Below are 26,993 nucleotides of genomic sequence, written 5' to 3'. Positions count from 1 at the left end.
GCCCACAGAATATGTGAACACCACCGACCACTGTGGGAGCGAGCTTGCTCGCGAAGGGGCCAGAACAATCACCACAATGGTGACTGAATCTACACCGGTCAGTCAGTCACAATGCGCGAATGCTTCTGGGTGTCCTTCATGGTGATGTACACCAGCAACGACACCGCGATGCACGCCGTCACATACCAGTAGTAACCGGTTTCCATGCCGATGCTCTTGAACCACAGCGCGATGTATTCAGCGGTGCCGCCGAAGATCGACACGGTCAGTGCGTATGGCAGGCCAACGCCCAGCGCGCGGATCTCGGTCGGGAACAGTTCGGCTTTCACCACCGCGTTGATCGAGGTGTAGCCGCTGACGATGATCAGCGCTGCCATGATCAGGAAGAACGCGCCCCACCAGGTTTGAATGGTGTGCAGGGTCATCAGGATTGGCACGGTGAAGATCGTCCCCAGCACGCCGAAGGCGATCAGGATCGGACGACGACCGATCTTGTCCGAGAGGCCGCCGATGATCGGTTGCAGGCACATGAACAGGAACAGCGTGGCGGCAGAAATGGTGGTCGAGTCGGAGATGCTCATGCCGACGGTGTTCACCAGGTATTTCTGCATGTAGGTGGTGTAGGTGTAGAACGCCAGGGTGCCGCCCATGGTCAGGCCGACTACGGTCAACAGTTCTTTGGGATGGCGCATCAAGGTGCGCATGGCGCTTTCCTTGGACTTCTCTTTCTTGGTGAACGACTCGGTTTCTTCCATGCCGCGACGCAGGTACAGCGCCACGACCGCACACAGCGCGCCGATGGCGAACGGAATACGCCAGCCCCACGCGTACAGTTGTTCAGTGGTCAGCACGTTCTGCAGCACGATCAGGACGCCCAGCGCGATGAGCTGGCCGGAGATCAGGGTCACGTACTGGAAGCTGGAGAAGAAGCCGCGACGTTCCTTGGTCGCCATCTCCGACAGATAGGTCGCCGAGGTGCCGTATTCGCCGCCGACCGACAGGCCTTGCAGCAAGCGCGCGAACACCAGCAGGATCGGCGCGCCGATGCCGATGGTTTCGTAGTTCGGGCTGAGGGCGATCAGCAGCGAGCCGAAGCACATCAGGTAGACCGAGGCCATCAAGGCTTTTTTACGGCCGACCTTGTCGGCGTACATGCCCATCAGCCAGCCACCAATCGGACGCATCAGAAAGCCGACGGCGAAGATCGCGGCGGTGTTCATCAGTTGGGCGGTGGTGGAACCGGCGGGGAAGAAGGTTTTTGCGAAATACAGGGAGAAGGCGGCATACACGTACCAGTCGTACCACTCGACCATGTTGCCGACGGAACCGCTGAAGATCGATTTGATCCGGCTGGCGGTGGTTCTTTCTTTGGCCGGCGCAGCAGCCGACCCAAGTGGCAGGGCGTTGGAGTTATCCATTGAAGGATCCTTCGTTTAATTGTTTTTGTGGAGCGCGTCGAAACGCAGCCTGCGAGGGCTATAGCAGGAGGTGTGCCAACGGGGTGAGGGCCGGGCTAGAGGGGGTGGCGGGATTGGGTGAGCGGGATATTGCCGAAGGATTTGGTTCGATGAGCGGATTTCCGCTTATTGGGGCGAAGATCAAAAGCCCCTCACCCTAACCCTCTCCCAGGGGGAGAGGGGACTGACCGAATGGATTGTTCGAGTTACACCGACCTGAGATACCGAGTCGAACTCAGGTTTCGAACAGCATAAAGATCGGCTCCCTTCCCCCTCGCCCCCTGGGGGAGAGGGCTGGGGTGACCGAGTGGATTGTTCGAGTTGCACCGACCTGAGATACCGAGTCGAACTCAGGTTTCGAACAGCATAAAGATCGGCTCCCTTTCCCCCTCGCCCCCTTGGGGGCGGTCCGACGTTTCGGGAGGGCTGGGGTGAGGGGGAAAGATCTCAGCCACACCGAAAATCCCAAGCCCGACTCACTCGCTCAAAAACATCTCCCGACTCAACCCATGCCGCTGCAGTTTTTCATTGAACGTGCGGCGCGGCAGTTGCAACTCTTCAAGCACCGCTTTCACATCGCCCTTGTGCCGGGTCAGCGCCGCGCGCAGACACTGCGCTTCAAACGCTTCCTGCTGCGCCGCCAGCGATTGCCCCGGATCAATCCCCGGCGCCGGTTCATCCAGGCCCAACACCTGGCGTTCGGCAACGTTCGCCAGTTCGCGCACGTTGCCCGGCCAGTCGTGGCTGAGCAGATGGCTCAATTGCGCGCCACTCAAAGGTGGAAAGGTGCGGCCCAAGCGTTCAGCGGCATTGTGGGCGAAGGTTTCGAACAGCAACGGGATGTCTTCGCGGCGATCGCGCAAGGGCGGCAAGCGCAGTTCGGCAACGTTCAGGCGATACGCCAGGTCCTCGCGAAAACGTCCGGCCCGGGCTTCATCGAGCAGGTCGGGTTTGGTCGCTGCGACAATGCGCAGGTCAACACGAATGCTCTGGTTCGAGCCCAGCCGTTCAAGCTTCTGCTCCTGCAATACGCGCAGCAGTTTCACCTGTTGTGCCAGCGGCATGCTTTCGATTTCATCGAGAAACAAGGTGCCGCCATCGGCGTATTCCAGCTTGCCGATGCGCTTGCCCGAGGCGCCGGTAAACGCACCGCTTTCATGACCGAACAACTCGGCCTCGAACAACTGCTCAGGAATCGCCGCGCAGTTCAGCGCCACAAACGGCTTGGCCGCGCGCGGGCCGAAATCATGCAGGCAGCGCGCGACCAGTTCCTTGCCGCTGCCGGTTTCGCCACGGATCAACACATTGACCGGCAACGCCGCCAGGTCCAGCACTTGCCGACGCAACGTCTGCAAACCACGGGACACACCGAGCAACGTCGCATCGAGTTTCGCGCGGTTGTCGGCCTGCTCGTGCAGCGCACGGTTTTCCAGAATCAGCCGGCGTTTGTCCAGCGCCCGGCGCAAGCTGCCGAGCAGGGTTTCCGGGCTGAACGGTTTTTCCAGAAAGTCGTAGGCACCGTCGCGCATCGCCTCGACGGCCATCGGTACATCGCCATGACCGGTGAGCAGAATGACCGGCAGGTCAGCGTCGCGTTTCTGCACTTCGGCCAATAACGCCAGGCCGCCCATGCCAGGCATGCGCACGTCGCTGAGGATCACCCCGGCAAAGTGCGCGGGCAGGGCGGCGAGGCATTCTTCGGCGCGGCTGAACAACTGCACCGCGAACCCCGACAGGCTCAGCCACTGCTCGACAGCACTGCGAATGCTGCTTTCGTCATCAACCACCATCACCGAGTTGAGCATCAGATGTGTGCCTCCAGATCGATCGGCAAAGTCAGGCTGAACACCGCGCCGCTGTCGCCATTTTCGGCGCTCAGGCGCCCGCCGGATTCATGCACTATGGCGAAGGATACCGCCAGGCCGAGACCCAGACCGTCGCCCACCGGTTTGGTGGTGAAGAACGGGTCGAACACCTGGCCCAAATGGTCTTCGGCAATCCCGCCGCCGTTGTCGCTGACGCTCAGCCGCCACAGTTGCTCATCGGCTTCCAGACGGATTTCCAGACGCTTGCAGGCTTTGCCCTGCATCGCATCGAGGGCGTTGCGCAGCAGGTTGATCAGCACCTGTTCGAGACGAATCGCATCGCCGCGTACCCATGCCGGACGCGTCAGGTGCAACACCAGACTGACCTGTTCGTCACGCAACCGTGCATCGAGTAACTGCAATGACTGATCGACCACCGTCGCCAGATCCAGCCGCTCACGCAAGCCGCTGGGGCTTTTGCGCGCGAAGGTCTTGAGGTGGCCGGTGAGGGCAGCCATGCGCGTGAGCATCTCGTCTACCGGTTTCAAGGCTTTATAAGCATCGTCGACCCGGCCATGCTCGAGCAGCAGGCGCAGCGTCGCCAGTTGCATGCGCTGAGCGGTCAGCGGTTGATTGATTTCGTGGGCCAGCGCGGCGGACATCTGCCCGAGCGCGGCGAGTTTGGCCGATTGCACCAGGCCGTCCTGCGCGGTGCGCAAATCGCGGGTGCGCTCTTCCACTAACTGTTCCAGTTCCTCACGGTTGCGCTGGCGGATTTTCGACAGGCGCCAGCGCTGGTTGAGAAACAGCAACAGAAACACCAGCGCCAGCCACACCCCGGCGGCGGCCAGCCCGGCGTTGCGCAGGTCTTCGAACGCCACTTGCGGATGGCGCAGCAGGTGCAGGGTCCAGCCTTCGGCGCTGAGGGGCAGTGATTCCCACAGGTAATCGGCCGTGCCTTGCGGGCCTTCGACGCGGCGCAGGTCGCTGTTGTCATCGAAGCGGCGCAGCGATAAATGAGTCAAGGGCTGCAGCGACTGCTTGTCGTACTGTCGGGTGGCTTTGATCTCATCCATGTCGCGGGCGCTCAATGGCCGCAGCGCGCGATAGCGCCAGCCGGGCTGGTTGGCGATGAAGATGATCCCGCGCGCATCGCTGACCAGCAGGGTGTCATTGCCCTGACTCCACTCGCGTTCCAGCTCGGGGAATTCCAGCTTGACCACCATCGCGCCAAGGAACTCGTCGTTGTCGCCGAGCACCGCGCTGGAGAGGAAATAGCCGGGAATTCCGCTGGTCACGCCCACCGCGTAAAAACGCCCGGTGCCTTGGGTGCGGGTCTGGCTGAAGTAGGGGCGGAAACCGTAATTGTGGCCGACGTAACTGCTCGGCAAGCGCCAGTTGCTCGCCGCTACGGCGAGGCCCGAGTGGTCGAGCAACTCAAGGGTCGAGGATTGCGCCGCGCCGTTGATCTTTTCCAGCTTGAGATTCAGCGCCGCCTGCTCGTCGGCATCGACCGGCCCGGCCAGCGCCGAACGCAATTGCGGATCGAGCGCCAGCACGGCGGGCAGGGCGCGGTAGCGGTCGATCAGGGTGTGCAGGGAATTGGCGTACAACGCCAGTTGCTGGTTGGCGCGTGCGGCGTCTTCCTCCAGCGCCTGGCGTTCGGCGTGGCGGATCGCAAGCGTGGCGGCAAGCGCTGCGCCGGCAATGATCAGCAGGGTATACAACGACAGACGCAAGGTACGGGAAGTCGGCAGCATGCTGGGCGAAGGGTCGACAGGACGGGCGGGCACGATAGCATGCGCCCACGTGGCGAAGCGCGATGTTCGCGCGAACCACGTCGCTCAGACAGCGGTTTCTCGCGCCTGGCGTCGAAGCTGGAGATTCAACCTCGGTTTGGGAATGGGTCTGGGTCTCGGTTCTTCAGCGATTGATTGTTCCAGTTGCTGCAGACGTTCGGTAACCTCTTCGGCTTCGCTACGCGCGTCGAGTACTGTCTGAGCTGTTTCCTTTATCCTGTCGATGGCATCGAACGGGTCGACTCCGGTCCTCGCCAGCTTCATGACTTGACGTTGTTTTTCGTCATCCAGTGAGTCCAGCTGTTTGTAGAACCTTTGCTGAATATCCTCAGAGTAGGCGTTGAGGTTATTGGTGAAGGTTTTGATGCCGTCGATCAGGGCGGCGCCGCCATTGACCAGATCCTTTACTGTTTCGACCCCGTTTGAAACAGTCTCGCCGAGTGTATTCAGGCCATCCTTGAGTTCTTGAGTGTGTAGCGTTTGCGCCAACTTCAGACCTTTCTTGAAGAAGTGGTAGCGTAACAAAGGCATCGCCACGGCTCCGACAACCGCACCGACTGCCAGGCCGATGGCATTCCCGGCACCCGGTACGACGCTGCCCAGGAGCCCGACTACCGTACCTCCCGCAGCTATCCCCTTGAGGACCGATTTTATGCCGTGTTTTGACTTGAGGAAGGTGCCGAAAGTCATGCTTGCACGCAGTTCGTTGATGTCGGCGTTTTCCGGAACAAGCCCGTCGAATTCAGTCGCCAGATTATGTATCTGGTTCGCCGCTGTCTGAGCCTTGTCCAGCATCCCGAGAAAGTCGCCAAGCAATTCGAATACGGCTTTTTTACCGCCGGTCCTGTCGACGTACAGGAGTGGATTGTTGCCAACCATGGCGTACAGGTTCAGGCCATCGACATCGCCATTCGGGTCGGCGCTTATCCAGCGCTGTAACCACGGCGAGTAGTAGCGCTCGCCGTAGTAGTACAAGCCACTGACATCCATTTCCTTTCCTGAGTAACGGGTGAATTTATAGCCCACTTCGACGGCGTGGCGTGCGGCCATCCACGCTGTGGCACCGAACGGGTAGTAACCCTCCTGGCTGATCAGGTCGCCCTGTTGATCAAGCTCCATCACGCAGGAGCCGAGATGATCTTCGAGGTTGTAACGCACTTGGTCATTGGCGATTTCATCGGGTGGTTTTTTCGCCCAATGCAGGCAACGCGCACTGCCTACCGAGATGATGTGCAGTTCTTCGCAGTTGTCCTTGTTGCGGATTTCCAGGCCCGGCAGGTAGCGCACCTGATGAAAGTGCACAGTCCTGTCGGTGTACGTTTCATGGCGTTTGAACACCCGCACGCCCTGGCTGTAACGGTAGTGTTCGGCGTCGTCATCAGTGCCGTCTCGGGCAATCAGCGTCACGCGTTGCAGTTCATCCCGTGCATTCCATTGCATGGCCTGTCCCGGTTGCAGGTTCTGCTGGTTGCCATGGCGGTCGAACAGTGTCTCGAAGTCAGGCTCCGGATCATCCGGTTTCCAGCGCACGCCGCGATTGCTGACTGAATCAATGCGCATCTGCACGGTGCGGTTGGCGCCGGCCCGTACATGCACCAGTTTCACCAGATTGCCGCCGGTGTCGTAAGTGTAGGTCTGGGTGTAGTTGAGGCGGTTGTTAGGGTCGGTGGGCGTTGGCAGCCCGGGAATGTCCGAGAGCGGGCCGTCGTCGTAACCGCTGGCGCTGACCAGTCGGTACAACGAGTCGTAGCTGAAATCACGGTGACCGTCGACCAGTTGGTTGGCGAAATAGACCGGCTGGAAGGCGTGGTCTTCGATGCGGGTAATGTTGCCGACGGGGTCGTAGAAATATTCGAGGTCTTGCAGCACTGCGCCGGTGTCTTTGTGACTGGACTGAGTGTGCAGACGACTGTCTGCAGGGTCGTACGTCCAGCGACTGAGGACAAGATTACCGGCCTGCTGCTCGATAATCTGGTCGGCGGCGTTGTACTGCGCATCAAGCAACACCGGCTGCCATTGGCTCTGGCCGCTGATCAACAGTTGTACCTGCCGAAGGTGCCCGGCCAGGCCGTAGCGCGATCGTCGTCGATGGCCGCCGGCGTCGGTCTGCTCGAGCAGCGCGCCGAGCGGGCTGAACGCATGGTGAGTGGTGAACTGCTCGCCGTCGTGGAACGTGCGGGTTTCGCTCAGCGGCTGGCCGGTCAGGGAAAAACTGTCCGTGAGCAGCGAACCGGAACGGTCTTTCTGTTCCTGCAATTGGCCGCGACGGTTGTATCCGGCTTCGGCCGAGGCGTCGGAATAGGTGAACACATCGACATCGACCTCGCCATTTTCCTCGACGGCCACGAGCCGCAGTTGTTCATCGAAGCACGTGCGCCAATGGCTGCCGCGCTGATCCCACCTGCGCAAAGGTTCACCGGCCAGCCCTGGCAGCACCACACGCCAGCCGCTATCCACGCTGTCGATAAGCACCGCATTGCCATTCAACGAATAAACAGTTGCCGTGTTCGCCATGGACAAGCGCGGGTCGCGTTGCGTGATCAGACGCCCGGCTAAATTGTGTTCCTGGCAGATCACCAGGGTGCTTGACGTGTTGCCTGCCATGCTTCGCAGGTAGGCGACCTTGCGAACTGGCAGGCCTCGTCCGTCAATCACTGTCAGGGAGGGCGTGCGTGAATGCATGGTTTCAGTGACCGTTTTTAAACTTGGTGAGCAAGGTGTTTCCCGGCTTTTTTGATGCCAGATGCCGTTGTCTTGCTATGTACAGATTGTCAGTGGTCCCCATCTCTTTGTATCGCGCAAGTCCGGCCTGAGCCTGTGCGATGTTGGCGAGTACGGCTCGGTTTTTCTGTTGCAAGCCAGAACGCGTAATGACGGCCAGCGTTTCGCTGGAAGTATTGCCATTGACATTCGGGAGCACATTGGCAGGCGAAACACTGTTAACGCCCAATGCGTCAAAAGCGTTTTCCGCCCATGCAGACCGTTGTTCGATGGCCGCTTTCCAGTCGCTGAGCATTTTTTCGATCTTTTCAATTTTCACCGGGTCAAGTCGGTTCTTGATGTCTTGTGCTTCCTGCGCCCGACTTCCCATATTAAGCGCGCCGGGAATAATCCCCACCACTGACCCGAATACTCTGTTCATTATAAATAATGGGTTGACTAACGAATTGAGTGCCGGATGCAGCACTTCGCTCTTGAAGTCTTTCCATGAATTGATTTCCTTGACGGGGGCCTCGATCCCCAGGCTTTGATCAATCGCGCTGACGGACATTTGCGAGGTCTGCGGGATCAAAGGCCCGACTTGCAGTCTGACATGGTTTGCCACTGGCTCAAGAATGGCCCCGGCGACATCACCCCCGATGTTGCCACCGACCAACGATGAAGGTTTCAACACGTTCGGTTGCACCTCAAGCGCTGGAAACATGGTGTCAAATTGGGCGCCGCCCAAAGATCCACCTTCATAACCGACAATACCTCTGACGGTTTCTCCCGCCAGATTCACCGCCATGTTCAGTGCAACATTTTGATTAATGATGTTGTGCAGTTGCACTAGTACTTCCTCGGAGTGCCCTTCTACGGCGGAAGCAAACGCCGAATACAGCATGATCACGCTTTCTGCCCGCGTGTTACCGTCCGGATCGATAAAACCGATCGGGTTATTCCCCACAAATGCATATAAATTCAAACCATCCGCCTGTTCTGCGTCGGTGCTGATCCAGCGTTGCAGCCACGGCGCGTAATACCGCGCGCCGTAGTAATACAAGCCACTGACGTCCATTTCCTTGCCCGAATAGCGGATGAAGCGGTACGTGGTTTCCGAGTTCGGTGCCATCCACGCGGTTTCGCCAAAGGGGTAATAGCCTTCCTGGCTGATCATGACGGCGTCTTGACCCAGTTCCATCACGCTGGAACCGAGATGATCTTCGAGGTTGTAACGCATTTGGTCATTGGCGATTTCATCGATTTTTTTCGCTGCCCAATGCAGGCAGCGGGCGTTGCCGAGCGTGATGACGTGCAGTTCTTCACCGTTGTCGCGGGTGCGGATTTCAAGCCCGGGCAGATAGCGCACCTGGTGGAAATGTTCGGCGTTGGCAGCGAAGGTTTCGTGACGTTTGAACACGCGCGTACCCTGGCTGTAACGGTAGTACTCGGCATCATTGGAACCGCCATCGCGCTGGACCAGGATCACGCTTTCCAGCTCATCGCGGGCATTCCAGAGCAGCGGTTGGCCCGGTTGCACGGTCAGTTGATTGCCATGGCGATCGAACAAAGTGTCGAAATCCGGCGGCTCGTCGCCGGTTTTCCAGCGTACCCCGCGATTGCTCTTCAGATCGATGAACATTTGCCGGGTCGAGTTGTTGCCGGCGCGTACGTGACACAGTTCGATCAGGTTGCCACCGTTGTCGTACTGGTAGGTTTGGGTGTAGTTGAGGCGATTGTTCGGGTCGCCCGGTTGCGGCAGGCCGGGAATGTCCGGCGGTGGGGCGTCGTCGTAGCCGGTGGCGCTGGTCAACCGATAGAGCGAGTCGTAGGTAAAGTCGCGTTGGCCATCGATCAACTGATTGGCGAAGTAACGTGGTTGAAAGGCGTGGTCTTCGATGCGGGTGATATTGCCGACGGGATCGTAGAAATATTCGAGGTTCTGTAGCACAGCTCCGGTGTCTTTGCGACTGGACTGAGTGTGCAGACGACTGTCTGCAGGGTCGTACGTCCAGCGACAGAGGACAAGATTACCGGCCTGCTGCTCGATGATCTGGTCGGCGGCGTTGTACTGCGCATCAAGCAACACGGGCTGCCATTGGCTCTGGCCGCTGATCAACAGTTGTACCTGCCGAAGGTGCCCGGCCAGGCCGTAGCGCGAGCGTCGCCGATGGCCGCCGGCGTCGGTCTGCTCGAGCAGCGCGCCGAGCGGGCTGAACGCATGGTGAGTGGTGAACGGCTCACCGTCGTGGAACGTGCGGGTTTCCCGCAGCGGCTGGCCGGTCAGGGAAAAGCTGTCCGTGAGCAACGAACCGGAACGGTCTTTCTGTTCCTGCAACTGGCCGCGACGGTTGTACCCGGCTTCGGCCGAGGCATCGGCGTAAATGAAAACATCGACATCGGGTTGGCCATTTTCCTCGACCGCGACCACCCGCAGCTGCTCATCGAAGCTCGTGCGCCAATGGTTGTCGCGCTGATCCCAGCGTTGCAATGGCTCGCCGGCCAGACCCGGCAGAGTCAGGCGCCAGCCGGCGTCGACGCTGTCGGATTTCAATACCGTGCCGTCCAGCCTGTAAACCGTGGTCAGGCAGGGTGCCGACAAGCGCGAATCCCATTGCTCGTTCAGACGGCCGGCGTAGTCATGCTGCTGACGGGTTACCAGCGCTACGGGGCTGTCGGCCGTCACACTGCGCAAGTACCCGACCTGCCGCACTGGCAAGCCACGCGCATCGCTTACCGCCAGCGCAGGTGTACGGCGATGCACGTTGGCAATCATGGCTGCGATGCCTTGGTTGGCGATGACGGCTCGGCGGTGTCGTTGAAGTCTTCGCTGGTGTGATACCAAGGGTGGTACGTCTCTCGGGAAAAGTCGCCCTTGGCATTGACCATTCCGACCTGCCGGCTCTTGACGTCATAGCGAAGCTGATCGTGATGACTCTGTGTGCGCAGGGACTGATCGTTGACGTAGGTATAGGTGTTGGCGAAAAACGCGCGGTACTGACGAACGGGCAAGCCTTTGTTGTTGTATTCGACCCGCTCGCTGATGCGCCAGCGCGGGTTGGCATCGACCACTTTGATCTGGCCATCCTCGACGATCAGCGAGCCGTCGGCGTCCACGGCATACGCCTTGCCCGGGTCGACCAATTGCTGGGTTTGCAGAGCCCGGCCAAAACCGTCGACGCAGGCTTTGGTGATCTGGATCTGCGCATCCACCTCGTCATCAGGGTAGCGGTCGGCACTGAGGATCACACTGTGCACCGGTTCGCGACGCACTGTTGCGATGGCGTCTTGCAGCGCCTGTTCATCAGGCGTCAAGGCGCCGCTGCGCCGGGTCAGTTGGCGGCGTGTACTGGCCCTGATGTGGCCGCTGGGCAGCAGATAACCCTGAGCGATCCATGCCAGGGTGGCGCGGGTGTCGTTGGCCATCTGCCCCATCCAGCTGAACAGATCCTTGCGCAGGGTACTCGCGGCTTTTTGCACGGCATCGGTCGGGTTGGCAATTGCCGTAGCCGGGCTCCGGTCCTCCGGAAGTCTGTATTCGCTCAGTGGCCTGAAACCCGCTTCCCTGTTGTTCTCTGAGCCAAAAAAACTGGTGGCCAAGGGCTGATTGGAGGGTTCATACAACGCCTGATGAGTGTTCAGGTTGGCATCGATGATTTTCAGCGGTTGCAGCGCGTGGTAGTCGTACTCGATGCAGGTGGTACAGCCATCCGGCAGTTCCACGAGGGTGACAGCCAGCGCATACGCGTCGTATACGGCGTGAGTGAAGCCATGGCTGAGGGTCTCGCGATAGCGGCGCACCTTGTAGAAACCGTCGAGGCCGGCGTATTCGGCGTAGCCGAAATTCGCCGACCACAGGTCATGCTCCGTGCTGCCCAAGGGATTTATCCAGAACAGAAACGGCATGGGCAGATAGCCGATCTTCTTCAGTTCGTCGCGCACGTTGAAAGGCGCAGGCAGCACGCTGTAAGCGTCCAGCGCCGTCTTGTCCAGTTGTGCCACTTCCAGTGGACCGACCAGGGCCTCGAATCCGGCAACGCCGTCGTCCAGCCGTTGGCCATCGGTACTCAAGTAGCGCTGTACAGACTGCGTGGTCAGCACCCGTTCAGCGTTCCAGTGCGCCGAATCCTCATGTGCCTTCAGGCACTCATAGGACACTTGCGCGGCTTCAAGCCCGGTGGGCAGGGTGCCTTTGGGCAAGACCAGTGCATTGCCACGCTGTTGATAGGGCAAACCAAGACGCCAATGCTGCGGATCCTTGTCCAGATCGATGAACACAGAACGGCTTTCATTGAGGTAGAACGACCGTTGTGCCGGGTCATGGGCGTCGCACCACCACTGCCGTTGATCAAGATCGTCGAACGGTGGCGTATCGGTTTCGGTGAGCCGCCGGGCGTAGCTCACTGAGATTGAATGCGTCGGTTGGCCGTAAGTGTTGTAGCGCAGGACCACATCGTTGCGACACATGGGGTCATCGACGAAACCGTCGTACTGGTAGCTGATCCTTTCCACCGCCAGCGGCAGCAAGACTGCGGCGGCATAGACGCCTTGCTCGCGCACTTGACGCACCCGATAACGCATTTCTTCGACCGTATAAGGCGTGGTGATCCGCGGAACATCCTCGCCAGTATCGGCATAGGTCTCGATGCGCGTGACCGAGCCGACCAGCGCCCGGCAGATCTGGTAGCGAGTGTCGGCGTCAGAAGAATCCAGCTCTTCCTCGCAATCGTCCGCCTCGTGATATCGGCTGAACAGCGTATCGCCCAGTGGCACCGAATGTGCGTCGTGATTGAAATAGTCGTCACGCGACCGGTCCATCGATTGCCCGGTATGAAACCAGGTGAAGACCCGCATCGGCTCGCTGAAGCCTTCTCCCTCATCGTTGCTGGCGCTCTCACTGTCGGTTTGCTGCAGCAAGCCGAAACCGCGGAACTCGCGCTCAACGCGGTCGTAAAAACCCTCGCACCAGGTGAAGCGCTGCGTCAGGCAGTTGCCGGTGATTTCATCCAGTTGCTGCTGTTTTTTGACCACCGCCACCGGGAACGGCAGATGGCAAGCCGGAAAGCGTCTAAGGCTTGGCAAGCGGCGTTTTTCATCCAGCCATTCCTGCGCCGAGCTGCGGTAGACCACGCTGGCACTGCAACCCATGTTGTTGTTACTGCTGGTCAACAGATACGGCTTGGCCGAAACGAAATCGTAGCGCCAATGCTGCGGCTGCATGTGCGTCACCGTCAGGATCAGACTGGCGCAGCCCAGGCCTTGCAGGTCGGCGAAACTCACCTGACAGAGGCGATCGTAGCGCACGCCTTCGGGCCACGGCACGCTGATCGGTATTTGCTCCAGACCATTGCCGCCGCGATTCAGGTAGATCTCGAAGGATTCTGACATCAGATAAATCAGCGATGCGGCACCGGAACCGTCGAGATCGGCCAGACGTACGCGGGATGAATCGAATTGCTCGTAGCTGAAAGGCAACGCGCTGATCTTGCGGCCTGTGCCAAACCGGCCGTGGCCCAGGTTCGGCCAGCAGCGGATTTCGTCATGGCGTATCCGGCACAGCTCGGGCATGTCGCTACCCAGCAGGTTGCCCAACAGCACTAGTTCTGTGCGCGAATTGCTGAACAGTGGCAAGCGGTCGTCGTCGGGCTGGTGAAGCACCTCTTCAGGCGCGGCAAAGCCCTGTTCGCGCTCGTTGGCATAGAGCCGCACCGAGTTTGGCCCGATCAATGCCAGGCTTCTCAAACCATCGCCGCTAAAATCGCCGAGTGTCGAGAGGGTTTTGAAAAACTCCGGCGGAAATTTGCTGAAGGGGACGAAGTCGGCAAACTCGCGTTGTTCTGTCAGGGTGCGAAAACCACTGATACCCGGTTGCGCGGTGACCCAGTCGAGCCGACCGTCACCGGTCAGATCGGTCAGCAGTTGCTGTACCGGACGGTTGCGATCGGCGAGCGGAATCTTTTCCAGTGCGGTCCATGGCCCATAGCCGATTTCATCGGTGCCCTTGGTCGCACGCAATGGTTCGCGGTAGTACCAGGCCTGGTCATAACGGCAGAGGAAACCCGGCACACCTTCGCCATAAAGATCCACACACTGGTAAAAACCACCGTCCTCGATACTCGGCTGGACATCGGGTTCGAAGAAGCGCGCCGGGGTTTTATTGATGTCGAAGGGGGCATAGTCGAACTCGACCGGCGGCGTGTTTTCGACAATGCCGCTCGCATCGAATGCCTGATAGTGCGCCGCGCTGATCTGGCTGTAGGCCCACTGCGCGATATTTTGCGGTTGGTGATATTCCAACAGCAGGCGGCGTACCAGTTTCGGTTGGTCGGTCGATTGCTCGGGAAAATGATGAAACAGCAATGCCTGCTGGCAGAGTCTGCGAGTGCCCAGTTCAAAACCCTGACCGTGGGTTGAAAAGCTGTCTGGGCGAACGATCCAGGGTTTGAGGGGGGCACCGTCATATGCCGGAATATCGGTCAGTGACGTGCTGCGTTCGCCGTAATCGAACAGCAGATGAAAGTGCCAGTCCAGTTCGGTCGGATTGTCCGTGGTCCAGCTGTACAGATTGCTGCTGGCCGTGAAGTTGCCGTAGCACACGCGGCGCAGATAGCGCTGGGAGCGGTAGTCATGCAGCGGGTCGGGATCCTGATTATCGGCCTTATATTCGAAACAGATGTGTTCGCCGCGCGCGTTCATGCTTTCGCACAGCAGCCAGGTGGCGATGTGTCCGGGAGCCTCGGGATCGGCGACGCGTGTCGCTTCGGTCTTGCCGTAAAGGTGCAGCGAACCGTCGGCGCCATGGATCAGCCAGAACACCGCTGGATCGGCTTCCCGGGTTTGCCGCTGCCAGCACTCGCGCAAGGCAAAGTCGCTTTCGATATGCGGCCAGTAACGCACCACTCTGTGCGGGCCGATGTCGACGCCGTTGTAGGTGTTTTCTTCACGGAATTTGATTTCACCGTTTTCATCCAGCTCCGGCATCCACACTTCGCCATCGGCACCGACGATCTCGTCGTGATCGGTATAACGTGGCACGCCTTTGTTGGTTCTGCGATTGATCTGACCCACGCCGGCCAGGTGCCAGGAAAGGCCGAATGGACCATTGCCACTCTGACTGCTGTAACTCAGCGAGAACCGAGGATCCCAGCCCCGCCCGGCAGACGTCGGAATCGGCAACTCGAACGAGGCGGCTCCGGTCGGGCCCACAGCGCCCCAACTTTTGCCGATGGTGGCGATCGATGCGCTTTTGGCGATGGAGGGGGTGGTGATGCTCAATTCTTGCTGATCAGGCATGGTCGAATCCATTGCGCACGGGGAGGGCGTGAATGGGCTGACGCTAACAAGAAAGGCATTGAAATGAACCTGTCAGATCTGACAGGTGCGCAAGATCATTTTGTATGCATTGACGGAGTTTTTATCGCGTTCGGTTTGCACAAACAAAAAACGGCCGGATCATCCATGGGATGAACCGGCCGTTTTCATCGAGGCGAAGCGCTTACTGCACTTCTACCGCCAGGCTTTCGCTGATCTTCTGTTGCCAGATCGCAGGGCCGGTGATGTGCACCGACTCACCTTTGCTGTCCACCGCAACGGTGACCGGCATGTCCTTGACCTCGAACTCGTAGATCGCTTCCATGCCCAGTTCGGCAAACGCCAGCACTTTCGACTTCTTGATCGCCTGAGCCACCAGGTAAGCAGCGCCGCCAACGGCCATCAGGTACACGGCTTTGTTGTCCTTGATCGCTTCGATGGCGGTCGGGCCGCGCTCGGATTTACCGATCATGCCCAACAGGCCGGTCTGCTCGAGGATCTGCCGGGTGAACTTGTCCATCCGCGTCGCGGTGGTCGGACCAGCCGGACCAACCACTTCGTCACCGACCGGATCAACCGGGCCGACGTAGTAGATGAAGCGACCTTTCAGATCGACCGGCAGGGTTTCACCCTTGTTGAGCATCTCGACCATGCGCTTGTGCGCGGCGTCGCGACCGGTAAGCATTTTGCCGTTGAGCAGGACGGTTTCGCCCGGCTTCCAGCTCTGCACGTCTTCCGGGGTCAGGGTGTCGAGGTTGACACGGCGAGCCGATGGGCCGGCTTCCCAGACGATTTCCGGGTAGGCGTCCAGCGGTGGCGCTTCCAGCGAGGCCGGGCCGGAGCCGTCGAGCACGAAGTGTGCGTGACGGGTGGCGGCGCAGTTCGGGATCATGCACACCGGCAGCGAGGCTGCGTGGGTCGGGTAGTCCATGATCTTCACGTCGAGCACGGTGGTCAGGCCACCGAGGCCCTGGGCGCCGATGCCCAGCTGGTTGACCTTCTCGAACAGCTCCAGGCGCATTTCTTCGATGCGGTTCTGTGGGCCACGGGCCTTCAGTTCGTGGATGTCGATGGATTCCATCAACACTTCCTTGGCCATGACCGCAGCTTTCTCGGCGGTGCCGCCGATGCCGATGCCGAGCATGCCCGGTGGGCACCAGCCGGCGCCCATGGTCGGAACGGTCTTCAATACCCAGTCAACGATCGAGTCGGACGGGTTGAGCATGGCCATTTTCGACTTGTTCTCGGAACCGCCGCCCTTGGCCGCCACGTCCACTTCCACGGTGTTGCCCGGGACGATGGAGTAGTGAATCACCGCAGGGGTGTTGTCCTTGGTGTTTTTCCGAGCGCCCGCCGGGTCGGCGAGGATCGAGGCACGCAGGACGTTTTCCGGCAGGTTGTAGGCGCGACGTACGCCTTCGTTGATCATGTCGTCCAGGCCCATGGTGGCGCCATCCCAACGTACGTCCATGCCGACGCGCACGAACACGGTGACGATACCGGTGTCCTGGCAGATCGGGCGATGGCCGGTGGCGCACATGCGCGAGTTGATCAGGATCTGCGCCATCGAGTCACGGGCCGCTGGCGATTCTTCGCGCAGGTAGGCTTCGTGCATCGCCTGGATGAAATCCACGGGGTGGTAATAGGAAATGAACTGCAGGGCGTCGGCAACGCTCTGAATCAGGTCGTCTTGCTTGATCACGGTCATGAGTCGCGCTCCTCTAAAAGACGGGAACATTCAATAAGGTGCCTGCGGCTTGGGTGCATCGGTCGGTCGCAAGCACCTTTCAAGGCACGCCGGGGCTGCTGGCGCGACGCTAAAAAGGCGCGGCAGTATAACGCGCCTCGGTGGGGCGTACACGCGCCGGCAGTCATTCGTTGGTCGCATGGGTGGGCGAATATCGGACAGCGGGTTTGCACTTCAAGATTCCCCCCCTCACCCCAGCCCTCTCCCCAGGGGGGCGAGGGGGGAAAGGGAGCCGATCTTCATGCTGTTCAGACCTGTGCTCGACTCAAGAAAGGGAGCCGAACTTCATGCTGTTCAAACCTGAGTTCGACTCGGGAAAGGGGGGGCGATGTTAATGCTGTTCAAATCTGAGTTCGACTCGGTATTTCAGGTCGGCGTATCGCCAACAACCGACTCGGTCAGTCCCCTCTCCCTTTGGGAGAGGGCTAGGGTGAGGGGCTTTTGGCGGTATACGCAGGCCACACTTTTGACGTCAAATTTCGAGCCCGAAAATCGGTGGTCATTTATCGACTACGCCTCTAAAGTGGCAGCCGGTCTGTAGAGTAGGACACTCGGTCAGCCTCTTATCGCACGGTGAGTCAACGATTGACCCATAACGCCATTCAACGTCTTTTGCTCAAACGCTTTGCCCTCGCTGCGGCCACCTATGGATTGGCTTTGCTGCTGCTGTGGCTGGCGTTTTTCACGGGGCATTACGAGCAATCCCTGACTTCTGTGACCGTCGGCAGTGCGCTGGTGGTGATCAGCCAGTCGGTGCTGTTCGCACTGTTCTGGAGTGGGCGCAACCTGCGCTTTGCCGATCCCAGCCTGACCGAAGCGCAGGTGTTGATCGGTCTCGGCTGGCAGACCTGGCTGATCGCCCATCTGGATGAAGCCCGCGGCGCCTTTCTGGTGTTCTACGTGCTGATCCTGCTGTTCGGCCTGTTCCATCTCAGTCGACGGGCGTTCATCCGCTGCGCATTGCTGGTGTTCTTCAGTTTCTGTGCCATCACGCTGTGGGACGGTTACCACTTCCGCTTGCGCGAGCCGGCGCTTGCCGCTTTGCAGGTGTGCATTCTGGCAATGGTGCTGGCGTGGCTGGTGCTTTACGCGCGCTTCGTCCAGGTTTCGCGGCAACGCCAGCGCCAGCGCCGGTTTGCCTTGCAGGCGCATCAGGACACTCTGCGCGGGATGATGCGGCAGCTGGAAGATCTGGTCGCCACCGATGAATTGACCGGGTTGTTCAATCGTCGGCATTTCCTGCGTCTGGCTACGCGAGAGCTGAATGAAATGGACGACGATGTCGTGCACGGTCTGGCGCTGATCGACCTCGATCATTTCAAACGCATCAACGACCTGCACGGCCATGCCGCCGGCGATCAGGTGTTGCAGGCCTTCGCCGGCGTTGCCCAGGCGTGTCTGCGCGACGGCGATGTGCTGGCGCGATATGGTGGTGAGGAATTCGTTGTGTTGTTGCCCGATTGCGACGCCGAACGGCTGACTGCTTGCTGTGAACGTCTGCGTATTGCCTTTACTGACGTTGAACTGGTCGGCCTGAATGTGCGCAACCTCAGCCTGTCGGCCGGCATGACGCTGTTGGCGTTGGGCGATGATCTGGACGACGCCTTGCAGCGCGCTGATCAGGCCTTGTATCGGGCCAAGCGTGACGGGCGCAATCGTTGTGCGGCCGCGTGGGAGAACGTCGATGCCTGAACTTCGCGTCGGTGAACGACAATGGTCAGTGGCCGCGGGCTGCAATCTGCTCGATGCCCTCAATCAGAATGGCGTCGCCGTGCCTTACAGTTGCCGCGCCGGCAGTTGCCATGCCTGTCTGGTGCAATGTGTGCAAGGCCTGCCCGCCGACAATCGGCCGGACGCCTTGAGCGCCGAACAGCGTCAGCAAGGCTGGCGCCTGGCCTGTCAGTGTCAGGTCGTCGAAGACTTGCAGGTGCACACCTTCGACCCGATCACCGATGGTCGCCCGGCAGTGGTCGAAGCGCTGGACTGGCTCAGCGACAGCGTCCTGCGCTTGCGTCTGACCCCGCAACGGCCGTTGCGCTACAGCGCCGGGCAACATCTGGTGTTGTGGATCGGGCACATTGCGCGGCCGTATTCGCTGGCGAGTCTGCCGGAAGAAGACCGCTTTCTCGAATTCCATCTCGATTGCCGCCAGCCTGGTGAATTCAGCGATGGCGCACGAAAATTGCAGATCGGCGATCCGATCCGTCTCGGCGAACTGCGCGGCGGTGCTTTGCATTACGATCCCGACTGGCACAGTCGCCCCGTGTGGCTGCTGGCCGCTGGCACCGGTCTGGGCCCTTTGTTCGGCGTGCTGCGCGAAGCCTTGCGCCAGGATCACCAAGGCCTGATCCGCGTCATTCACGTGGCTCATGACGATCGCGAGCACTATCTGGCCAAACCCCTGGCGGCATTGGCTGCGCAGCGGGAAAACCTCAGTGTCGAGCTGTGGACGGCGGCCGAGTCAGCCGCCGCTTTGGCGCAACTGCGCCTTGTCTCCCGGCAAACCCTGGCCTTAGTCTGCGGTTCGACGGCCAGCGTCGACGCCTTCGCCCGGCGTCTGTACCTGGCCGGATTGCCGCGCAATCAACTGCTGGCCGACGTGTTCCTGTCCCGTGGTTGAGCGCTGATATTTCAGACGCGAGACACATCATGACCGAAGCCATCCTGCTGGAACGCGAACGCGGTTTGCTGACCCTGCGCTTGAACCGCCCGGACAAGAAAAACGCCCTGACCCGTGCCATGTACAGCCGCCTCGCCGAGGCGCTGAAACAGGCCGATGGCGACCCGGCGATCAACGCCGTGCTGATTACCGGCAGCGCCGAATGCTTCACCGCCGGCAACGACATCGCCGACTTCATCCAGCAACCGCCGAGTGACCTCGACAGCCCGGTGTTTCATTTCATGCTCAACCTGCTTGAGTGCCGCAAACCGGTGATTGCCGCTGTAGCCGGCGCGGCGGTGGGCATTGGCACCACATTGTTGCTGCACTGCGATCTGGTTTATGTGGCCCGCGATGCGCGGTTGCGTATGCCATTCGTCAACCTGGGTTTGTGCCCGGAGTTCGGCTCCAGCCTGATCCTTCCACGTTTGCTTGGGCGGGCCAAAGCGGCAGAGTTGTTGTTACTGGGCGAAGGCTTCAGCGGTGAACAGGCGGCGCAGTGGGGGATTGCGACCGAAGCATTGGGTAGCGGCGCTGCGGCGCTAAGCAAGGCGCGGGAAATGGCGCTGCGTTTCGATGAACTGCCGGCCGAAGCGGTGCGTATCAGCAAGCAATTGATGCGAGCGCCGGATCGCGAGTTGATTCGTAAGGTGATCGAGGAGGAGGGCGCATTGTTCACCCAGCGCCTTCGTTCGCCAGAAGCAATGGTGGCGTTGACCGGATTTATCAAACGACATTGAGATTGTCGCTGACTGTGCCGGCCTCTTCGCGAGCAAGCTCGCTCCCACATTGGAATGCGTTCCCTGTGGGAGCGAGCTTGCTCGCGAAGAGGCCGGATCAATCGGCACATTTTCCAGAGCAGAAAACAAAAAGCCCCGGCACTCACATGCCGGGGCTCTTGTTTTTCAGCGCGTCACTCAGACCTGCGGGTCGCCCACGTGCAGGATCTTCATGCCGTTGGTGCCGCCGGTGGTGTGGTAGCTGTCGCCCTTGGTCAGGATGACCCAGTCGCCTTTTTCCACAACGCCGCGTTTGGTCAGCTCGTCGATGGCCTTCTGGCTGACTTCGTGCGGTTCCAGCGAAGCCGGATCGAACGGAATGGTGTACACGCCACGGAACATTGCCGCGCGGGCCCGGGCTTCGCGGTGCGGGGTGAAGGCGTAGATCGGCACCGAGGAGCGGATACGCGACATGATCAGCGGAGTGAAGCCACTTTCGGTCAGTGCGATGATCGCTTTGACGCCCGGGAAGTGGTTGGCGGTGTACATGGTCGCCAGCGCGATGCTTTCGTCGCAACGGCTGAATTCCTTGCCGATACGGTGGCTGGAGGTCTTGCCGGTCGGGTGCTTCTCGGCGCCGACGCAGATGCGCGCCATTGCCTGCACGGCCTCCAGCGGGTACAGACCAGCGGCGGATTCGGCGGACAGCATCACGGCGTCGGTGTAGTCGAGTACGGCGTTGGCTACGTCGGACACTTCAGCGCGGGTCGGCATCGGATTCTGGATCATCGACTCCATCATCTGGGTCGCGACGATCACCGCCTTGTTGTGGCGGCGTGCGTGCAGAATGATTTTCTTCTGAATGCCGACCAGTTCGGCGTCGCCGATTTCCACACCGAGGTCACCACGGGCAACCATCACCGCGTCGGATGCCTTGATCAGGCCGTCGAGGGTTTCGTCGTCCGCTACGGCTTCAGCGCGTTCGATCTTCGCCACCAGCCAGGCAGTGCCGCCGGCTTCGTCGCGCAGTTGACGGGCGTATTCCATGTCGGCAGCGTCACGCGGGAAGGACACCGCGAGGTAGTCGACTTCCATTTCTGCAGCGAGCTTGATGTCGGCCTTGTCTTTTTCAGTCAGGGCCGGCGCGGTCAGGCCGCCACCGCGACGGTTGATGCCTTTGTGGTCGGACAGCGGGCCGCCGATGGTCACGGTGCAATGCAATTCTGTTGCGGTGGCGGTATCCACGCGCATTACCACGCGGCCGTCGTCGAGCAGCAGCTCGTCGCCCACGCCGCAGTCCTTGACCAGATCCGGGTAGTCGATGCCGACCACTTGCTGGTTGCCTTCGGTCAACGGATGGCTGGTGGAGAAGGTGAACTTGTCACCGATCTTCAGCTCGATCTTCTTGTTGGCGAATTTGGCGATACGGATTTTCGGGCCTTGCAGGTCGCCGAGCAGGGCGACGAAACGGCCGTGCTTGGCGGCGAGGTCACGCACCAGCTTCGCGCGAGCCTTGTGCTCGTCGGGGGTGCCGTGGGAGAAGTTCAGACGGGCAACGTCCAGACCAGCCAGAATCAGCTGTTCAAGAACTTCCGGCGAGTTACTGGCCGGGCCAAGGGTAGCGACGATTTTGGTACGACGGACGGACATGCAAAGACTCCTGAGTTCAAGCGCTAGCGAAGGCTACTATGCTCTTGGGGTGTAGTCATTGTTCGTTTGCACTACTTATCGTTTTCTTTATTGAACGCAGCGTTTTTCAATTCGACGTTCCAGGCAATACACCGTTCATCGGAACTGGTATTTCTTACAGGTGTCACCCGGTTTTCCTGTCGGTATAAAAAATCGCATCTCGCCAATGGTTGGCGAGGTGAAGAGGCTGCCGACATGACCGTAAAAAAAGACGCATCTGAAGCACTCGAGCCACCAGTGATTACTTCACCGCAAAATGGGGATAGACCAGGTGCAAGGTTTGTCGTGAAGGGGACCGCTACTCCTGGCAGTACCGTGCGCGCTTACAGCACCAAGGATTCTTTGAGTCCGCTTTTCAGTCAAGATGTTGGCCCTGGTAACAACTGGTCGAGTTTGATAGACCTGCGGCAGTTCGGATTCTACGTTGTCGAGGTTGCACCCAACGGCGAAGTCTCGCCACGTTCACCCGTCGTCACAATCCATCTCGCGTCCGAGCTGTCCGCGCCGCACAACGATGCCGTTGAATCCTGACGACTCGATTCACTGCAGCGTGCAAGGCGGCATTGAAGATTTCCAGTCGCGGGTCGATAAAGAGCACAAGACAGGAGAACCCCCATGCGATTGTTGCCCATTGCCGCCCTTGCCCTCAGCGTCCTCGCCGTTTCGGGCTGCACCCGTTGGTCGATGAACCACCATTTGAACAACGCCTACAGCGCCTACGATCGTGGCAACTGCGAGCAGGTCATGCTCGAACTGTCCAAGGTCGAACGCGCCAGCCGTGCCCGCCCGTACGTGTGGCCGGAAGTGTCGATGATGCGCGGCCAGTGCCTGGAACGGCAGAAAATGTTTGTCGACGCGGCGCAGACCTATCAGTTCATCATCGCCTCGTACCCGAACAGCGAATACGCCTATCGCGCCCGTGCCCGTCTGGAAACCTTGCAGAGCCTGGGCCATTACCCGACGCGCAGTGCCGCTGCCGTGGTGCGCCCGACCCGTTTCTGATGACAGTTGTCATACAAAATCTGGCCGTGTGTACAAGCTGAGCTATAGTCGAATAACCCGGATTCGGCACCGCGTTCTGAATCCGGAGCAACACCTGCGACTGGCAGTTGTAAGGTGACGGCGACGTAGCGACCGTCACACCGGAAGCGGGGAGAGCGAGCCTGCGATGCAGGCACGTTCCGAAGCAAGGTGCGGCTCTGTGACGGAGCCTTGCATGGCGAACTGCGCATGTTTACCGAACGGATCGAACGGCATCAGTTGCCGTATTTCCTCAGAGTGTTCAACAGCGTCACCGAAAAGCCCATCGGTTTTCTCGGCAACCTCTCCGAAGACGGGCTGATGCTCATCAGCCAATTGCCCATGATGGTCGGCGTGGACTTTCAGTTACGCCTGAAAATCCCCGCCAGCGATGGCTGCCAACAGGTGATCGACTTCACCGCGTGCTGCGTGTGGTGCCATGAAGACGCCACGCCGCTGCACTACGACGCCGGCTTCGTCCTGCAACGCGCCCCGCCGGAATTTGGGCAGCTGGTGCAGGCGTTGCAGCGTTATTTCAGTTTTCAGCCGTTGCCGGCTTCGGCCTGATTCAAACTGTCAGACGTTTCGCGTGCACTCGCTTCACCTTCGATCTATGACGTGCAGGTATCCGTAGGAGCAGCTTTGTGTTCCGGGCCAAGGGTGCTAGCCGGCAGGCGGTGGTCTGCCGCTTTTGGAAGAATTACCGTTGGTCGGGACTGTCAGGTTTTACAGGTGCCCGCATTGTGAGAGCAGCCGTAGTCTGAGCAATCGTCATTTTTTGGAAAATGACTGCCGACTGTGGAGCGCGACAGATGACATCTGACGAAGAAAAGGATATCGGACACAAGCCAGAGTTTAAAAAGGATGAACTCCGGCCGTCAGTGTCAGACGCGGGTTCATTATCTAACGCTGGGAATATCGAATCGGGTGGCCATGAACTCCGTAAGCCGGATACGGTACAGGTCGTTAAACCGGATAACCTTGCTTGGGTCGAGAAGTCATTCAATTTGCGTTTTATATTGCCGATGGTTGATGGGGTTCATCAAGTCTGGATATATGTCCATGTTGTTAATGAATGGGCGTATGAATTGTCCGGTGAATGGTTTAACGCTGAGGGGTTTCATGATTGGGAGATTTCTTCAACTTTGTCTGGGATCGCTCAACTGAGTATTCGATGGAGGTATGGATCCGAGTTTTCAGACTACACCACTCGAAATTATTTCATTACTTCCGAACCTATAGCTGAAAATATTCAAGGAACCGTGTTGAGCGGGTCGGGTGGTGAGCTTGGCGAATGCGTTCCGGTACTCGTCGATGGAGACGATACTACTGTTATCGGTCAGAAATTTTCTGGCGGTGGGAACTGGAGAGTCAATGTTTCCCAGAATTTACCTATCGGCTATATAAACGTCTTTATTCGGCAATCCGTTAGTCACAATGCTCAAAATCATTCTAGAGACGGGAAGACCAAAAGGATCCTTAATCTCACTGTGCCAAAGCTGACTTCACCCTCTGTCAATGAGACCGTGGGGGCGGGGACGTTATTGTTTAAAGGTACTGGGCATCCTGGCTTGACTCTTCAGATTGTCAGGGCAGATAACCACTCTGTAATTTTGAGTGATCCGCTTGAAACGACGACGGTGTTGTGGGAGATGCCTAGGGTGATGTCGGATATCAACAGCGGTGAATTGAGCGTAAAAGTCAAATATCAGCACCTCGCTATTGGGGTTGGTTACACCGATCCCAGTACCTTTATGGTTGTTGGTTGGCCGCGCATCCCGAAACCTGTATTTGCGCAAGATCAGTCATTTGTTCTTGAGGGCGATAACGGTCTGCGCGATGCAACGATTGTAGTGTACCTGGACCTGACAACTTCCCTGGTGGGAGTGGGCAGGGTGTCGAACGTTAACGGTAGTTGGAGCGTGTCTGTCGCCGAGTTGCCGCCGGGGCCGGTCAGCCTGGTGGCTGAACAGGTTTTTCAAAACGTCCCTTCCGGTCGCGGCGAGCCGCGTGCTTTCCGGATCCGCCCTCCACAACTGGAAATACCTGAGGTCGTCTTTCTCCCTGATACGACTGTGAAGTTCTCCGGCAACGGCCATTTCGATCAAAACCTCAGGACCGAAATCCAGTTCTCTGCCAGCGACGGCTCGCTGCCTTTGCCTCCCAACGTCCGCGTCAATGCCCAAGGCCAGTGGGAAACTGCCCCCGTTGTCTGGCCTCTGGGCAGCTACGATGTGACGGTGATTCAAAAGATCGCCGACAACGCCAATGGCTGGATCGAATCGCAGCCTCTCGAGTTCAAAGTCCACAACGACATGCCGGATATCACCGAGGCGAGCTACACCGAGGAGTATCTACCCGTCTTCAGCGGCAAAGGTTACACAGGCGCCACCGTCTCGCTCAGGTTTCCCGATACAACCGAGGCTGCACGAAGTGTAGTGGTCGCGAATGGCCAATGGTCGACTCCGGCATTGGTGGAGTGGGGGCCAACCAAAACGCGGGAAGTGCGCATTACACAGCATCTGGGAAATCATCCTTCGCAACGTCCTTTCATCCTGGACGTCACGATTCCACCGCTGGCGCCAGGCCTGGATGATCCTTCCGGGGAGGGGCTGGAGCCGATTTTCAGTGGCACTTGTTGGTCTGGAGCGGTGGTAAAGCTCCGGTTCAGCGACGACGGCTTGGACTACGAAGCGGATGTGCAGGGTGAGCGCTGGGCATTTCAGCGAACCAAAGCATTTGAACCTGGAGTCCTCCACCGCGTCACCGTTACCCAGATCGTTGTCGATCTCCCTTCAGTGCCGGCATCGAAAACCTTCACTGTCCACAGAGTCATGTTGCAACCGCTCATCGTCGCGCCGGTATCCGGCACAGAAGTGGGGTACGACGTCACCATTGAAGGTGATAACGGCATGCAGGGCGCGATGATGCAATTGCATGACAGCCAGATGGGAAGAGCGCTGGGTGCTCCGCTCGAATTGCTTGAGGAGGGGAAATGGTCGATCGAACTACGCGATCTGGAGCTGAGGCCTTACTTCCTCCACGCGCAACAGATACTTAACGGGCAAGAGTCGACCAACAGCGCTGTGCACGAACTCAAGGTGGTGGTGCCGCCGCCTCGATTCACGACGCCGATCCCTGGCGGGAAAGCGCCGCGCACCTCGAAGATTGCTGGCACTGGCCGACCTGGCGCGCGGGTGGAGGTCTGGCTGGAAGGCGCTACTGAGCCACTGCTGACGGATATTGAGGTGAACGCGTCAGACAACTGGGAAGCCGAAGTGAGTTTGCCGGTGGGAATCACAACCATCTGGGCTTTTCAAACCTTCGTCCACAATGGCACTCCACAACGCTCTCAGCCCAATGAGCGTTTGCGTTACAAGGTCGTGCCGGCGGCTCCGTTTATCGAAACCCCGACTGCCGATGACCATGTCGGCCGACGGGTCGTGGTGTCGGGTTTCGCGACGCCCGGCGACACCGTGACCGTGACGCTGGGTAGCGACCAGGCAAGCGCCGAGGTGCGGGAAAACCGGACGTGGTCGGTAACGCTGAAGCCTGGGCAAAACGAAGGCAATCATGAGCTGGAAGTTGTGGCGGCTTACGAAGGGTTTGAATCCGATAGCGCGAAACGCACGGTTCAGCTGGCAACTTATCTGCCCACCATTGAGATACCCGCGCCGGGACGCTGGGTCAGCAACCCGGTGCTGTTTGCCGGCACGGGCCGTCAAGGTGTCGGTGTTCTGGTCGACCCGTTCAACCCGGACAAGACATGGGCAGCGTCGATTCAGGTCGACTCTGACTGGCAAGGCCTGTCTGACCAAGCGCTACCGTTGGGTGGCAACTGGTGCCGTTTCAAGCTGCAACCAAGCGATAGCGATCCGCTGGGTTCCGACTGGATCGCCAGTGAGCGGTTTGAAATCGAATCAGCACCGACGGATAAATCACGCTTGTAAATTTCCGATGAACGGGCATTAAACCTGTCACTTCTGACAGTTGGCGGCTGCTGCGTTCAAGCGCTAAATCCTTATGGAAAGCTAGGTCCGCCTGACAAGACAGTCAGGCGGACCGGGCCCGTTATCGACTCAAGGAA

15 protein-coding genes are annotated in these 26,993 nt (G+C 59.3%); 7 read left to right on the top strand and 8 right to left on the bottom strand.

Annotated elements, in window-relative coordinates; genetic code table 11:
- Positions 1–98 precede the first annotated feature (98 nt).
- From AB4O11_RS02070 to AB4O11_RS02040, 7 genes are all read right to left on the bottom strand, one after another.
- Positions 99–1,418, bottom strand: coding sequence for an MFS transporter (locus AB4O11_RS02070; RefSeq protein ID WP_093430526.1), 1,320 nt, complete (start codon positions 1,416–1,418; stop codon positions 99–101).
- A gap of 515 nt (positions 1,419–1,933) precedes the next feature.
- Entirely contained in the window at positions 1,934–3,262 is a 1,329-nt protein-coding gene (locus AB4O11_RS02065) for a sigma-54-dependent transcriptional regulator (RefSeq protein WP_257356000.1), read from the bottom strand.
- Complete coding sequence (locus tag AB4O11_RS02060; RefSeq protein ID WP_320336565.1) at positions 3,262–5,022, bottom strand: ATP-binding protein; 1,761 nt, start codon at positions 5,020–5,022, stop codon at positions 3,262–3,264. The genes AB4O11_RS02065 and AB4O11_RS02060 overlap by 1 nt, the downstream gene beginning before the upstream one ends.
- A gap of 84 nt (positions 5,023–5,106) precedes the next feature.
- Positions 5,107–7,743 (bottom strand): RHS repeat-associated core domain-containing protein, encoded by a 2,637-nt coding sequence (locus AB4O11_RS02055; protein ID WP_460129996.1) that lies wholly within the window; start codon positions 7,741–7,743, stop codon positions 5,107–5,109.
- Between the two features lie 4 nt (positions 7,744–7,747).
- The gene (locus AB4O11_RS02050) at positions 7,748–10,537 is read right to left on the bottom strand and encodes an RHS repeat-associated core domain-containing protein (RefSeq protein ID WP_460129993.1); all 2,790 of its coding nucleotides are present in this window, start codon (positions 10,535–10,537) and stop codon (positions 7,748–7,750) included.
- Positions 10,534–15,054 (bottom strand): SpvB/TcaC N-terminal domain-containing protein, encoded by a 4,521-nt coding sequence (locus AB4O11_RS02045; protein ID WP_460129991.1) that lies wholly within the window; start codon positions 15,052–15,054, stop codon positions 10,534–10,536. The genes AB4O11_RS02050 and AB4O11_RS02045 overlap by 4 nt, the downstream gene beginning before the upstream one ends.
- A gap of 202 nt (positions 15,055–15,256) precedes the next feature.
- Entirely contained in the window at positions 15,257–16,780 is a 1,524-nt protein-coding gene (locus AB4O11_RS02040) for a fumarate hydratase (RefSeq protein ID WP_007916251.1), read from the bottom strand.
- 624 nt (positions 16,781–17,404) lie between these two features.
- On the opposite strand from AB4O11_RS02040, the gene AB4O11_RS02035 reads away from it, so the two are divergent.
- From AB4O11_RS02035 to AB4O11_RS02025, 3 genes are read left to right on the top strand one after another with little or no spacing between them, the layout of a single operon-like run.
- Positions 17,405–18,511, top strand: a complete 1,107-nt coding sequence (locus AB4O11_RS02035; protein ID WP_414926984.1) for a GGDEF domain-containing protein — start codon at positions 17,405–17,407, stop codon at positions 18,509–18,511.
- On the top strand, positions 18,504–19,439 hold the full coding sequence (locus tag AB4O11_RS02030) for an iron-sulfur-binding ferredoxin reductase (protein ID WP_460129989.1): 936 nt from the start codon (positions 18,504–18,506) through the stop codon (positions 19,437–19,439). Before AB4O11_RS02035 ends, AB4O11_RS02030 begins: the two co-directional genes overlap by 8 nt.
- Before the next feature lie 29 nt (positions 19,440–19,468).
- Positions 19,469–20,218, top strand: coding sequence for an enoyl-CoA hydratase-related protein (locus tag AB4O11_RS02025; protein ID WP_460129987.1), 750 nt, complete (start codon positions 19,469–19,471; stop codon positions 20,216–20,218).
- Positions 20,219–20,395: 177 nt separating this feature from the next.
- On the opposite strand, the gene pyk is transcribed toward AB4O11_RS02025, so the two are convergent.
- A complete protein-coding gene (gene pyk / locus AB4O11_RS02020) occupies positions 20,396–21,847 on the bottom strand; it encodes a pyruvate kinase (protein ID WP_460129985.1) in 1,452 nt (483 codons plus the stop codon).
- Between the two features lie 234 nt (positions 21,848–22,081).
- On the opposite strand from pyk, the gene AB4O11_RS02015 reads away from it, so the two are divergent.
- From AB4O11_RS02015 to AB4O11_RS02000, 4 genes are all read left to right on the top strand, one after another.
- A complete protein-coding gene (locus tag AB4O11_RS02015; protein WP_460129983.1) occupies positions 22,082–22,417 on the top strand; it encodes a hypothetical protein in 336 nt (111 codons plus the stop codon).
- 84 nt (positions 22,418–22,501) lie between these two features.
- Positions 22,502–22,888, top strand: a complete 387-nt coding sequence (locus tag AB4O11_RS02010; protein WP_093430516.1) for a tetratricopeptide repeat protein — start codon at positions 22,502–22,504, stop codon at positions 22,886–22,888.
- Positions 22,889–23,116: 228 nt separating this feature from the next.
- On the top strand, positions 23,117–23,473 hold the full coding sequence (locus AB4O11_RS02005; RefSeq protein ID WP_460129981.1) for a PilZ domain-containing protein: 357 nt from the start codon (positions 23,117–23,119) through the stop codon (positions 23,471–23,473).
- 245 nt (positions 23,474–23,718) lie between these two features.
- On the top strand, positions 23,719–26,856 hold the full coding sequence (locus AB4O11_RS02000; protein WP_460129979.1) for a hypothetical protein: 3,138 nt from the start codon (positions 23,719–23,721) through the stop codon (positions 26,854–26,856).
- Positions 26,857–26,993: the final 137 nt, after the last annotated feature.

Source organism: Pseudomonas sp. H1_D05 (genome assembly GCF_054682705.1).
Note: the sequence above shows the minus strand (reverse complement) of the source record. Positions and strands in the feature narration are given on the sequence as shown.